A 13,724-nucleotide genomic window follows, 5' to 3' on the forward strand; every position below is an offset into this window, starting at 1 on the left:
AACAGCCGGTTAAGCGCGCAATGTCGACCTCGCTGAATCGCGCTATTGCACGACATCGAGCCGGACATTGGTGATGCCCTTGTCGACCATGCCGAGCGCCTCGGCCGCGGACGGCGAGACGTCGACCACGCGGCCGCGAATGTAAGGCCCGCGATCGTTGACCCGGACGGTGACGAAGCGGCCAGAGGACGTATCGGTGACGCGCAGCTTGGTGCCGAACGGCAGGGTGGGATGGGCCGCGGTCAATTCGTTTCTGTCGAACTTCTCGCCGCTCGCGGTTTGCGTATCCGAATAGAAGCTGGCAACGCCATGCGACGCCGTCTGCTTTGCGTCACGGTTGGCGCGCGCCCGACGGATCGGGCGCGGATGCAGCGCCGCCACCCTGTGCGGGCGCTCCACCGCGGCCTGTCGGCTGGTACCGGCGAGATCGGCCTTCTGGCGGCCGACCGGCGATTGCGCGCAGGCGGCGAGCGATGCGGCGCCGGCGATGGCAAGCAACAGCCGGCACGAGGTTGCGAAGGAAATCCGGGAAGTTGCGGCACGTGCAATGCGAGACATGGTACGCCCTCCGAACGACCCGATTTTCGGTGGGCAATGAGGGCAGAACCTTGTCTGAACAAAAGCGGGCCTGAGGCCGAGGCAGTTTCACGCTGGCTGTGACGATTCCACCACAGTTTGGATTTGCCGAAAAGGGACAGACCACCAGAGGTGGCCTGTCGATCCGACGCCTCAATAATGCGGCTCGTACATCTGCGACTGCACGAGATCCTTCACGTCGTTGGGCGCAGGTCCTTCGGCAAGGCCGCGCTGATAGGCGACGTCTGCGACGGCGGCGGCGATGCGGACCGAGACCTCGCGGATGCGCGGCAGTGCCGGATAGAGGCTCCCCTGCGCCAGATCCTCCTTGCCGACGCAATCGGCCAGCGTGTGGGCGGCGGCCATGAACATCTCGTCGGTGACGAGGCGCGAGCTGCTGGCGATGACGCCAAGGCCGACACCGGGGAAGATGTAGGAGTTGTTGCCCTGGCGCGGCACGAACGTGCGGCCGTTGAGCGTCACCGGGTCATATGGGCTGCCGCAGGCGAACAGCGCACGACCCTCGGTGTAGCGATAGGCATCCTCGGCCGAGCACTCGGCCTTCGAGGTCGGATTGGAGAGTGCGAACACGATCGGCTGCTCGTTGAGCTCGGCCATCGTCTTGAGCACCTCGGGCGTGAAGGCGCCGCCGACCGCAGCGACGCCGATGATCGCCGTCGGCTTCAGCGTCTTGATCGCGGTGAGGAAGTCGGCGATCGGTGCCTGGCCGGCGTGGGCATAGCGCAGCTTGTGGCCGGAGAGGCCGTCACGGCCGCCAACGACGAGGCCGCGGGAATCCACCAGCCAGTTGCGGCGAAGCGCTTCCGCCTCGGATGCGCCCTCCGCCATCATGGCGGAGACGACGAGGTCGGCAATGCCGGTCGCCGCCTCGCCCGCGCCGAGGAAGAGAATGCGCTGGTCCCTGAGCTTGCCGCCGGAGATGCGCAAGCCTGAGAACAGGCCGGCGAGCGCCACCGCCGCGGTGCCCTGGATGTCGTCGTTGAAGACGCAGGCTTCGTCGCGATATTTGTGCAGCAGCTTGAACGCCGAATGGTTGGCAAAATCCTCGAACTGGATCAGCACGCCCGGAAAGGTCTTGCGCGCGGCCTGCATGAACTCGTCGACGAAGCTGTCATAGGCCTCGCCCGTGAGCCGCCGCTCGCGCAGGCCGAGATAATAGGGATCGTTCAAGAGCTCTTCGTTGTTGGTGCCGACGTCGAGCACGATGGGCAGGCAGTGCTCGGGATGCACGCCGGCGCACGCCGAATACAGCGAGAGCTTGCCGACCGGAATCCCCATGCCGTTGGCGCCGAGGTCGCCCAGACCCAGGATGCGCTCGCCGTCGGTGACGACGATCAGCCTCGCCTGGTAGGGCCAGTTCTTCAGGATCTCCGCGATCTGGCCGCGATCGCGCGAGGAGATGAACATGCCGCGCGGGCGCTGGAAGATCAGGCCGTATTTCTGGCAGGCGAGCCCGACCGTCGGCGTGTAGATGATCGGCTGGATCTCGTCGATGTTGTCGACGACGACGCGGAAGAACAGCGCCTCGTTGCGGTCATGCAGCGCGTTCAGGGCGACGTATTTTTCCAGATCCGTCGGCAGCGTGCGCAGATTGGTGAGAATGCGCTGAGCCTGCGTCTCCATCGTCGTCACGCAAGGCGGCAGCAGGCCCCGCAGGCCGAGCGCCTCGCGCTCGGATTCCGTGAAAGCGGTGCCCTTATTGAGCAAGGGATCGCGCAGCAGCGTCATGCCGTGCGCTTGATCGGATGATGTCGGTTGGGCAGCGACCCGGGAAGGTCTATTCACTTATTCCCCCAAAGAGTTTCTTATTGAACCGCGGGCATTGTCGGCCAGCGCTCCCCTGAGATCAAGGATGTTGGGACTCGTGCAACGATTGTGATCTCGCACCGCAGCGAGAGCGTGGTGCGGGATAGAAGCTCAATGCGCAACACTCTCTCCCCGCCATTCCGGGCGCGCGCCAGCGCGAGCCCGGAATGACGAGAAAGCCTCACAATCTGTCAGAACGAGAGAATGTCACGCCGCTGGCAGCGCTATTCCGGCTTGATGTCGGCGGCCTTCACGATCGGCCACCATTTCTCGGTCTCGGCCTTCTGGAAGGCCGCGAGGCTTGCGGGCGTCTGCTGATCGCGCGGCGGAATCTCCTGGCCCAGCTCGGTGAAGCGCTGCTTGACCGCGGGATCGGCAAGCACGGTGACGATGGCCGCATTGAGCTTCGTGACGATCTCGCTCGGCGTGTTCTTCGGTGCCCAGATGCCGTGCCAGTAGGAAATATAGAGCCCGGGCAGGCCCGCCTCGTCGACGGTCGGAATGTCGGGCGCAGATGCAAGCCGCGTCGGCGAGGTCACCGCGAACGCCTTGATCGCACCGCTTTTGGCATGCGCGAGCGAGTTCGACGCCTGGTCGAACATGATGTCGATCTGCCCGGCGACGAGGTCGATCATGGCCGGCCCGGCGCCGCGATAGGGCACGAACTGGAAGTCGGTGCCGGTCTTGCCCTTGAAGAAGACGCCGGCGACATGGGCGCCGGTGCCTGCCCCGGCGGTCCCCGCGGTGGCCTTGCCGGGATTGGCCTTCAGCCAGGCAATCAGCTCCTTGAGATTGTTCGCTTCGAGCGATTTTCGGCCGACGATGAGCTGCGTTCCCATCGCGATCATCGCAACCGGCTCGAAATCGGCGACGACGTCATAGGGCAGCTTGAGGATCGCGCCGTTCAGCACATGGGTGCCCCAATGGCCGATGGTGATCGTGGTCCCGTCGGGCGTGGCGCGGGCAACGCGGGTACCGGCGATGCTGCCGGAGGCGCCGGCGACGTTCTCCACCACGACCGTGGTGTGCAGCTCGGCGGCGATGCGCTCGGACAGGATCCGCGCCAGCGTATCGGTCGGACCGCCCGCCGCGAACGGCACGATGAGGGTGATGGGGCGCGACGGAAACGGCTGGGCGTTGCCCGGCGCGGGCCAGGCCGCACATCCGATCAACGCGCATATGACGATCGCACCGCCGCGCAATCCGGCCCACAGCCCCCGCATCGGTCTCTCCCACCCCTTGTCGCCCGCATGTCGTCAGCGGGCTGGAGCCGGAGTGAACGCTGCCGGACGCACGGAGGCAAGCGGAAGATTGCCGAGCCGCTATCCGGCCGCCCGCCGCGGCGTCAGATTGGCGGCGCTGTCGGCCGGCGGCGCCGCGACATGCATCAGGATCGTCTGCGTCGCGGATGCGACCTGGATGCCGTTCTGCTGGAAACGCTGCTTCATGCGGCGGTTGAATTCGCGCTGAACCGGCCAGCGGCCGGCCTCGGTGCAGCGGATCTGGCCGACGATCGACACCATCGCGCCATCGACCTTGTCGACGCCCCAGAGCTCGAGATCGCCGCGGATCAGTGCACGGAACTCCGGCTCGTGCCGCATCTCGTCGACGATATCCTTGAGCATCTGGCCGGCGCGGTCGGTGTCTTCCTTGTAGGCGACGTTGACGCTGACGGAGGCATTGCCGGCGCCGCGGCTGGCATTGGTGATGGTCGTGACCGCGCTGAAGGGCACGATGTGCACGGCGCCGTCGCCGGCGCGCAGGCGGATGGTGCGGATCGAAACGTTCTCCACCACGCCCGACAGCCCCGACACGCTGACATTGTCGCCGACCTGCACCGTGTTCTCCAACAGCAAGAACAGCCCCGTGATGAGGTCCTGCACCAGCTTCTGCGAACCGAAGCCGATGGCAATGCCGACGATGCCGGCGCCCGCCAGCAGCGGAGCGACGTTGACGCCGATCTCGCTCAGCGCGGTGAGGCCGACGACGGTCCCTATCAGGCAGAGCAGCGCCGTGCGCAGCATCGGCTGGAAGGTGCGCAAGCGTGCGGCACGGGCATAGTGGCCGTCCCGGGACAGCGTATTGATCTGCCGATCCAGCAGTGCGTTGCTGGCTTCCCAGATCGCGGCTGCGATCAACACGGCAAGTCCGATCGTCACCACGGCCGAGATCAGCCGGCTGCCGATCTGGCCGCCATAGAACCAGACGATGGCGTCCACGCCCCATACTTCGAGCACGGCCACGAAGCCGATGAACGCGATCACGCCGGATACGATCTTGCGCAGCATCGGCAGATAGCGGTTGGCGCGGATCTCGAGACCGGGAAAGCGCTGGAGGATCTCCGGCTTGATGCGGAAGCCGCGGTCGATCAGGCTCAGCGTCAGCATGATGGCGACGCGCGTGACCAGCGCTACCACGACCGTGCCGACGAAATACTGCAGGAGCAGCGAATAGCCGTTGCGGATGTTGAGCGCCCACACCGCCCACAGGGCGAGATCGAGCGCGATGGCGAGATAGTGCCAGCCGCCGGCGATGCGGTTGCGCAGACGGGCCGCGATCCCCTGCCGTTCGGCGGGTGCACGGATGGCATCGGCGACCTGGCGGCGGCATTGCAGGATGATGACGACGATGAAGAGATGCACGACCAGCATCACCATGCGGAGCAGCGCGGCATAGCCCGCACGATGCAGTCCGAGCAGCAAGGCCACATTGGCAAAGGCGATGCCGGACACGCCGACCCCGACGATGCGGCGCGCCCAGATCTCGACATAGGCTGCGGTTTCGGCCCGAACCGGAAACAGGCCGAACGGCCCCGCCAGCGCCCGGATCACGCAGATCAGGCCGCGCGAGAACGCATAGGCATTGACGACCGCGAGGATCACGAGGCGAACGGTCGTGGGCTCGCCGATCTCGGTCCCGAGCAGCGCCGTCGCGACACCGACGAAGAGGACCACCGGCAGCAGTTCGAGCGCGAGGCGCCCCAGCACGAAGGGCAGCCGCAGCATGACCTGCCAGACCCGCGCGAGACTGTGACGGCGCTTGTTCAGCTCGGGCGCGGGGGTCACATCGGCGACTGACGACGGTGGATCTGCGATGGGCAACACCTGCGCCGGCAGGCGCGCGGTCTGCGGCACGCGTCCTTCCAGGAACGCGACCGGACGGCGGATCAGGCGGAAGATCACCCACTCGGCCGCAAGCGCGCAGCCGAGCACCAGCGCCAGCTTCCAGGCGATCTCGATCAGGAGATTGTAGGCCGCGGGATCGTTCGCGGTGCGCAGGAACCAGTAATAGAACGCCGGAAAGTGCGTGAGCGTCCGCGCGATGCTGGCGATCTCGCTCGAGATCGAACCGATCTCCTCGGAGACTGTGAGCAGGAGCTGCGCACCGAGGCCGTCGGCCGAGAGCGGGATCGGCGATTTTGGCGCCGGCGCGGCGGGGGCAGGCTGCTGCTGGCCCGAGACATTCGCAATTGCGCGCAGCGTATCGATCATCTGCGCGCGCTTCTTGTCGTCCTGCAGCGTGTCCAGCGCACGTCTGGCCTCGTCAGGCGACAGCGTGGCGGCGCTGCTGGCGGCCGGCGTCTCGGCGCGGGCGCCGCAGAGAGATGAGATCGCGAGGAAGAGAGCGGCGAAGAGCGCCGGGGCAAGCTTGTGCGACACGCGGATTCCCTGAAAAAAATGAATGCACCCGCGGTGTCGTGGCCGTCACCGCCGAAGCACATGCGTCATGTCGGATTGGTGTTATTCGCCCCGCGCCTGTGTCGGAAGTTGGCCTTTGAGACGACATTCTCTTGGCATTTGCCGCAATGCGAAGTTCGGGGAACCGCAACATCGGCGGCGCCGGACGCCAATGGACGAAGCCGCTTCGGCGAGGCGAAGGCCCGGGCAGCCACGTTCTTCGTGCCGTGTGGCCGGCCTGAATGGACGGTGTCTGAATGGACGGTGTGGCGACCGGCGTGCCCTCGCGCACAGCCCTTGCGCAATTGCCTCCGTCATCCCGGGCATCGGCCCGGGATGACGGCGAGAAGGAGGAGGGGAAAGCAAAGACGTGAAAAGCGCTCGGCACGGCGGCTTCGTCGCGGCCATCCGACACGATCGATGTGATGCAAAATACAGCGCCGGGAAGGTAGGGGCTTTGCCTCACTGATGCAGCCCGCTAAACCTTGACCCGGCGTGCCGTTCGCGGTTTTCGCCGCTATGCGATAGTCCGAACGAGCTCCATCGCACTTAACGCGGCTGGATTTGCGGAGGTGGAGTCATAGACCTCCCCTTGCTCATGAGGTGGACGTTGCGTGTCGCTTGCTTGCGGCCACCCGTTATGCTCCTCCCGGGACATAAAACTGTCAAGCGGGATCGATGATCCGGCGGATCACATTTCAACGCGCGAGTTCCGCAAGCCAGTGGCATGGTGGCATCATGCACGTGTTTTGCCCGACGTGTCAAATGGATTTCGTAAAATCAGCAATAACATCAAGCCGCCGGCAAGCCGTTGATTTCACTATCTGCGGCTACTGTGCATGGGGTTGTTTTCGCATTTATCGTCGATGGCAGCTCCGGCTGACTCGAATTTGCCGAGCGACGGAGTTCTAGAGAAACATGTCTGCGAGATCGACCGTCGAGGACTTTCCGACGCGGTCGACGTTTCGCGTCAGCCAGCTTCGCGCCGCCGTACGGCCCTCGTCGCGCAGGCGGCACAACAGGCTCCATTCGGGGTGGAATTGCGTGGCCGTGCCGAGCTGCGACATCAGCTGGTCGTTGCCGATCCAATGCATGTACATGCGACTGTGCCTGGCGCTGTCGAGCTCGCCGTCGTCGATCAACCGGGTGGCGAAGGCGATCGCACGCATCTCGCGCATCAGGGACGAATTGAAGCTGATCTCGTTGATGCGGTGAAGGACGTCGGCCGCGCTCGTCGGCAGCTCGTCGCGCCGGATCGCCGTCACCTGCACGATGACGACGTCGTGGCTGCCCTTGCGATAGATCAGCGGATAGATCGCGGGATTGCCGAGATAGCCGCCATCCCAATAATGCTCGCCGTCGATCTCGACCGCCTGGAAATAGGGCGGCAGACAGGCCGAGGCCAGCACGGTCTCCGCGGTGAGATGCGGGCTCTGGAACACCTTGATCTTGCCGGTGCGGACGTTTGTGGCATTGAGAAACAGCGCTGGCGCATCGGGCGAGGAATTGAGCCGGTCGAAATCGACCACGCGCTGCAAGAGCGAGCGCAGCGGATTGAAATGGAAGGGATTGAGCAGGTTCGGCGGCAGCGTGTGCGTCAGCGTGTGGATGAAGGCGTGCACCGGATGATATTCCGGCGGCAGCTTGAGGGCCTGGATCCACTGGTTCAGCGGCGAGAGCAGATCGTACGCCATGTCCATGCGCGACACTTCGTACCAGAATGCGTGCAGGTTCTGCCGCGCCGCCTCCGCGCCTCCCTTCGCCATGCCGGAGGCCATCGCCACGGCGTTCATCGCGCCGGCGCTGGTGGCGCTGATCGCCTCGATCGCGAGCCGGCCATCCTCGAGCACCTGGTCGAGCACGCCCCAGACGAAGGCACCGTGCGCGCCGCCGCCCTGGAGGGCGAAGCTGACGTTCTTCCGGTTCGAGGTCCCGCTGACTGTCACCTTGCTCGTTTCCTGCCTCCCTTACCTCCCTTGTCTCCCTTGTCCCCCTTGCCCTCCTTCTCCAGCGCCTTGCGCACCTCGTCGAACTCCCGCAGCGAGGCCTTGTCGGCGCGTGGAAAGCGCAGGTCCAGCTTTTCCAAGGCAGCATTGATCACCGAGCCGATCACGACGCGCGCGAACCATTTGTGATCGGCCGGCACGACGTACCAGGGCGCGTGAGACGTCGCGGTGTGGCGCACGATGTCCTGATAGACGGCCTGGTAGCGCGGCCACAGCGCGCGCTCCTTGATGTCGTCCATCGAGAACTTCCACTGCTTGGCCGGCTCCTCCAGCCGGTCGAGGAAGCGCTGGCGCTGCTCCTCCCTGGAGAGGTTGAGGAAGAATTTCAGCACCACGGTGCCGTTGCGGCAGAGATAGCGCTCGAAGGCCGAGATGTCCTCGAACCGCTCCTTCCAGATGTTCTTGGTGACGAGCTTCGGCGGCAGCTTCTCCTTGGCGAGGATCTCCGGATGCACGCGCGTCACCAGGCATTCCTCGTAATGCGAGCGGTTGAAGATGCCGATATGGCCGCGCTCGGGCAGCGCGACGGCGTGGCGCCAGAGGAAGTCGTGGTCGAGCTCCTTACTGCTCGGCGCCTTGAAGGCATGGACCTCGCAGCCTTGCGGATTGATGCCCTCGAAGATCGCCTTGATCGCGCTGTCCTTGCCGCCGGCGTCCATGGCCTGGAACACGATCAGCAGCGACCAGCGATCCTGGGCGTAGAGCTTCTCCTGAAATTCGACGAGGCGCTTCTTGTTGGCCTCGAGGATCTCCTGCGCCTGCTCCTTGTCGAGATCGCCCTTCTCGTCAGTCTTGTGATCCTTGAGGCGAAACTTGCCGGAGCCGTCGTAGCGGAACGGCGTGATGTAGCGGTCGAGCTGTTCGGCGAGTGAATTGGACGGCTTCTTGCTCATGAGTTCGGGGATACCTTGCGTTGCGGCTTCAGTCGGTCGAGCACGCTACCAAGAATGCCCTTGGGAAGGAATATGATGAAGAGCACGAGCAGCACGCCGTAGACGAGGTTGTCCCAGCCGACCGCCTTGGTGCCGAAGCCGATGCGCAGGGTCTCCGCGAGCAGGATGGTGATGATGGCGCCGACGGTCGGGCCGAGGGAGACGAACAGGCCGCCGACGATCGCGGCGAACACCATCTGCAGCGACACCGCGATGCCGCTGACGGTGTCCGGCGTGATGAACATCTGGTACTGGCAGTAGATTGCGCCGGCGAGCGCGGTCATCAGCGCGCTGAGCAGCGTGATCTTCAGCTTCTCCGCGGTGACGTCGACGCCGGCCGCGGCCGCGGCGTCCTCGTCCTCCGAGATCGCCTCCAGCGCATAGCGGGCCATGCTGCGGTCGACCCAGTGCCAGACCACGATGCCGAACAGCCAGACGGCGAGCGCGATCAGATACCACGTCGTCTTGTCGTCGAATTGCAGCGCCAGCAGCCTGTTGCCGGACGCGCGGTTCGGCGTGTAGCCGAGCGAGCCGCCAGTATAGTCGCGCGTCGCGGTGATGACCTGCAGCACGATGCCGGACAGCGCCAGCGTCACCAGAACGAAATAGTGCCCAGTGATGCGGAAGCGAAAGCAGGGATAGCCGACGATCAGCGCCAGCGCGCCGGCCGCGACCATGCTGATGGGAATGCCGATCCAGGGCGACAGGCCGAGGTGATTCCACAGAAGTGCCGTGACATAGGCACCGATCCCCATGAAGCCGCCGTGGCCGAGCGAGACGAGGCCGAACCGCCCCATCATCGACCACGACGTGTAGGCGAACGACCAGATCAGGATCAGCACCAGGATGTGCAGATGATAGGGATCGCGATAGACGAACGGCAGCGCGACCAGCGCCGCCAATCCGATCCCCCACGCCGCAAGCCGCCCCTGCCCCATCATCGGCGCCTCGCCAGGAGGCCCGCGGGCCGGATGAACATCATGACGATGAAGAACGCGAAGGCGAGCACATAGCCCCATTCGAGATCGGAGAACAGCCCGCCGAGCGAGATGATCTCGGCGAACACGAAGGCGGCGATGAAGCCGCCGATGAAATTGCCGAGGCCGCCGAGCACGCAGATCAGGAAGGTGATCGGCCCGAAGGAGAGGCCGACGAAGGGATGCACGTCGTATTGCAGCACCAGAAGGCACGCGGCGAGCCCGGCCAGCGCACCGCCGAGCGCGGAGGTGATGATGTAGATCCGCCTGGTGTCGACACCCATCAGCGCCATGATCTGCCGGTCCTGCGAGATGGCGCGGATCGCGGTGCCGGTGAAGGTCCGCGTCATGAACAGATAGACCGCAATCATACCGACCAGCGCGGCTAGGAACGACAGGAGCCGTGCGTAGCTGAAGTTCATGTCGCCGAAGGCGAGCACCGGCAGGCGGATGCCGAGATTGCGGAAGTCGATGCCGAAGGCGACGGTGGCAAAGCTCTGCAGCACGAACAGCACGCCGCCGGTCGCGAGCAGCTGGTTGATCGGCGGCGCGGTGAGCAGCGGCGCGATCACGAGGTAGTGCAGCGCCGCGCCGAGCAGTGCGACCAGCAGGATGGTGAGTGGCGCGGCGACGAAATAGCTGACGCCGTAATACTGCACCATGAAGTACATGGCGTACATGCCGATCATCACCAGCTCGGCATAACAAATCCAGGTCACGTCGATGACGCCGAAGATCAGGTTGAGCCCGAGCGCGAGCAGCGCCAGCACGCCGCCGAGCAGGATGCCGTTGATCACGGCCTCCAGCAGGTAGATGTCGAAGACGTCCAGAAATGCCTGCATGCCCCCTCACACCCCGAGATACGCTTCCTTGACCGTGTCGCTCGCCAGCATCTCGGCCGAGGTGCCGGACGCCCTGATCGTACCCGCCTCGATCAGATAGGCGCGGTCGACTACTTTCAGCACCTGCTGCACGTTCTGCTCGACGATCAGCACGGTCAGTCCGCTGGCGCGGATCCGCTTCACCAGCTCGAACACCTGCTGCACCACGACCGGCGCGAGGCCCGCCGAGGGCTCGTCGAGCAGCAGCAGCTTCGGATTGGACATCAGCGCGCGGCCGATGGCGCACATCTGCTGCTCGCCGCCGGACATTGTGCCGGCCATCTGATGCCGCCGCTCCTTCAGGCGCGGAAACAGGTCGAACACGACGTCGAGCCGTTCGGCATATTGCCCGCGCGCCTCCTTCATGAAGGCGCCCATCTTGAGATTGTCGTCCACCGTGAGCTGCGGGAACAGCCGGCGGTTCTCCGGCACATGGGCGATGCCGAGGCTGACGATCTTGTGCGAGGGCGTCGCCACGACGTCGACGCCTTCCATCCTGATCGTGCCGCGCGAGGGCCGGATCAGGCCGGAGATGACGCGCATCAGGGTGGTCTTGCCGGCACCGTTGGGGCCGATGACGCCGACGGCTTCGCCGGCCTTGACGTCGAGATTGACGTCGAACAGCGCCTGGAACGTACCATAGCCGGCATTGACGCCGCGGAGCTCCAGCATCGGCTAACCTCCCGCGCGGCGGCGCGCTTCGGCGGCCGCGGCCTGCGTGGTTTCGGCGTCGGTGCCGAGATAGACCTCGATCACGCGCGGATCGCCGGCGACGGCGCTGGGGAGGCCCTCGGAGATCTTCTCGCCATGATCGAGTACCATGACGCGATCGACGACGCGCATCAGCACGCCCATGATGTGCTCGACCCAGATGATCGTGATGCCGAGCTCGTCGCGGATGTTGCGCAGCATGTCGGCGGCCTGTTCCATCTCGGCCTCGTCGAGGCCGCCGAGACTCTCGTCGGCGAGCAGCAGCTTCGGCGCAGTGGCGAGAGCCTTTGCAAGCTCGAGCTTCTTCAGGCCGGCGGCCCCTAAGCCATCGACGCTGGCATGGCGATCGGTTGGCAGGCCGACCATCGCCAGCGACCGCTCGGCGGCCTCCTCGGCCTTGATGCGGCTGTGCCGGCCCTGGCCGTAGAAGCCGGCGAGCGCGACGTTCTCGAAGATGGTCAGGCGGCGGAAGGGGCGCGGAATCTGGAAGGTACGGCCGATGCCGCGATTGATGATCCGGTGCGGCGGCAGGCCCGCAATCTCGTGCCCGGCGAACAGGATCGATCCGGAGGTCGGCGCCAGCGTGCCCGAGAGCATGTTGAAGATCGTGCTCTTGCCCGAGCCGTTGGGTCCGATCAGGCCGAGGATCTCGCCCTGGTCGACCTTGAACGAGACGTTGTTGACCGCCGTGAAGCCGCCAAACCGCTTCACCAGCCCGCTGACTTCCAACACCGAAGCACCCCGCCGCTACTGGTTGCTGTAGGTGGTGCCTTTCGGCAGCGGCAGCACTGCCTCGCGCTGCGCCTGGCTCTTGGGCCACACCACGGAGGATTTGTCGTCCATGTACTGGATCACGACCGGGAACGAGCGCTCGTTCTGCCCGGCCATCGGCGTGCCCTCGCCATAGAACTTCACGCCGAACCCGAGCATGGTGCCGCCTTCGGGAATGTCGGTGTCGAGCGCCGCCTTGCGCAGCGCGTCGGGATCGACACCGCCATACTTCTTGATGGCGCGCGGCAATATGTCGGACATGAAGACGTAGGTGTTGGATGCGCCGATGCCGACATGAGCGGAGCGGATGGCAACGCCCGGCCTGATCTTGTCGAACTCCTCGCCGACCATCTTGATCACGGCCGGAAGCTTCGGATCCATGGTCTTCTGGTTGGCGAGCCAGATCGAGATCGGATCGGTGTTGAAGATGTAGGTGGCGTCCGCGCCCATGCCCTCCTTCAGCTTCTCATAGACGCCGTAGCCGGCGCCATGCCCCATCAGCGCGCCGAACTTCAACCCCTGCTCGCGGGCCTGGCGCAGCAGCAGCGTGATGTCGGGGTTGTAGCCGGTGTGGAAGATCACGTCCGGCTTGGCGCGCTTCAGCTTGGTCACCAGCGCGGAGAGATCCGGCGCGGTGGCGGAATAGCCTTCCTTCAGCACGACATTGAAGCCGGCCTTCCTCGCACCCGCCTCGTTTCCCTTGGAGACGTCGACGCCATAGGCGCCGTCCTCGTGGATGATGGCGACGCGCAGATCCTTGGGCTCCTTGCCCAGCTTCTCCTTGGCGTTCTGCGCGACGAAATCCATCGTCATCATGCCGAACTGGTCGCCGCTCGCCTGCGGGCGGAACACGTATTTGTAACCTTTGTCGTTGAACACGGCCGACGAGATGCAGGTCGTCATCCACATGAACTTCTTGAGCTGCTCGACGCGGGCCGCGACCGGCACGCACTGCGCCGAGGAGAAGAAGCCGAGCACCATGTCGACCTTCTCCTGTTCGAGCAGGCGGACGGATTCGTTGATGGCGATGTCGGGCTTGCTCTGCGCGTCCGCGTAGACCGCTTCGACCTTGTAACCCTCGACGCCGGTCTTGGCGAAATGGTCGAGGATGATCTTTGCGCCGATATAGCCGAGCTCGGAGCCGCCGCCGGCGAGAGGTCCGGTCAAATCAAAGACGACGCCGATCTTGATCTTCTTCTCCTGAGCCTGGGCGGACACCGCCAAGCCCGTCGCTGATATCGCGACCAACAGCCCACATGCCAAACGGGCAGCCCTGCGCAGGCGCATCAAAACCTCCCTGAGCGATTGTGCATCGCATTCTTGTTGCTGTTGCTTTTTTGGCCCATCACATGGGCTACGCGAAGCG

General features: G+C 64.9%; 10 protein-coding genes and 1 pseudogene. All 11 read right to left on the bottom strand.

The window, feature by feature from the left end; translation table 11 throughout:
* Positions 1–42: 42 nt before the first annotated feature.
* Positions 43–558 carry a septal ring lytic transglycosylase RlpA family protein gene (locus HAP40_RS29770; protein ID WP_166814435.1) on the bottom strand — a complete coding sequence of 172 codons (516 nt, stop codon included), beginning with the start codon at positions 556–558 and terminating at the stop codon, positions 43–45.
* Positions 559–729: 171 nt separating this feature from the next.
* A complete protein-coding gene (locus tag HAP40_RS29775; protein WP_166814434.1) occupies positions 730–2,325 on the bottom strand; it encodes an NAD-dependent malic enzyme in 1,596 nt (531 codons plus the stop codon).
* A gap of 302 nt (positions 2,326–2,627) precedes the next feature.
* Entirely contained in the window at positions 2,628–3,626 is a 999-nt protein-coding gene (locus tag HAP40_RS29780) for a Bug family tripartite tricarboxylate transporter substrate binding protein (RefSeq protein ID WP_166814433.1), read from the bottom strand.
* Between the two features lie 99 nt (positions 3,627–3,725).
* Complete coding sequence (locus HAP40_RS29785; protein WP_166814432.1) at positions 3,726–6,062, bottom strand: mechanosensitive ion channel domain-containing protein; 2,337 nt, start codon at positions 6,060–6,062, stop codon at positions 3,726–3,728.
* 926 nt (positions 6,063–6,988) lie between these two features.
* Positions 6,989–8,026 carry a patatin-like phospholipase family protein gene (locus HAP40_RS29790; RefSeq protein ID WP_166814431.1) on the bottom strand — a complete coding sequence of 346 codons (1,038 nt, stop codon included), beginning with the start codon at positions 8,024–8,026 and terminating at the stop codon, positions 6,989–6,991.
* A complete protein-coding gene (locus HAP40_RS29795; RefSeq protein ID WP_166814430.1) occupies positions 8,023–8,979 on the bottom strand; it encodes a polyphosphate kinase 2 family protein in 957 nt (318 codons plus the stop codon). Before HAP40_RS29795 ends, HAP40_RS29790 begins: the two co-directional genes overlap by 4 nt.
* A pseudogene (locus tag HAP40_RS29800) lies at positions 8,873–9,959 on the bottom strand (branched-chain amino acid ABC transporter permease). The gene HAP40_RS29795 and the pseudogene HAP40_RS29800 overlap by 107 nt, the downstream one beginning before the upstream one ends.
* Entirely contained in the window at positions 9,956–10,837 is an 882-nt protein-coding gene (locus tag HAP40_RS29805) for a branched-chain amino acid ABC transporter permease (protein WP_166814428.1), read from the bottom strand. The pseudogene HAP40_RS29800 and the gene HAP40_RS29805 overlap by 4 nt, the downstream one beginning before the upstream one ends.
* Before the next feature lie 6 nt (positions 10,838–10,843).
* Entirely contained in the window at positions 10,844–11,548 is a 705-nt protein-coding gene (locus HAP40_RS29810) for an ABC transporter ATP-binding protein (RefSeq protein WP_166814427.1), read from the bottom strand.
* A gap of 3 nt (positions 11,549–11,551) precedes the next feature.
* Positions 11,552–12,319, bottom strand: a complete 768-nt coding sequence (locus HAP40_RS29815) for an ABC transporter ATP-binding protein (RefSeq protein WP_166814426.1) — start codon at positions 12,317–12,319, stop codon at positions 11,552–11,554.
* 15 nt (positions 12,320–12,334) lie between these two features.
* Positions 12,335–13,645: an ABC transporter substrate-binding protein gene (locus HAP40_RS29820; protein ID WP_166814425.1), complete on the bottom strand. Its 1,311-nt coding sequence runs from the start codon at positions 13,643–13,645 to the stop codon at positions 12,335–12,337.
* Between the last annotated feature and the right edge of the window lie 79 nt (positions 13,646–13,724).

The organism is Bradyrhizobium sp. 1(2017), assembly GCF_011602485.2.
Taxonomy (GTDB): Bacteria; Pseudomonadota; Alphaproteobacteria; order Rhizobiales; family Xanthobacteraceae; genus Bradyrhizobium.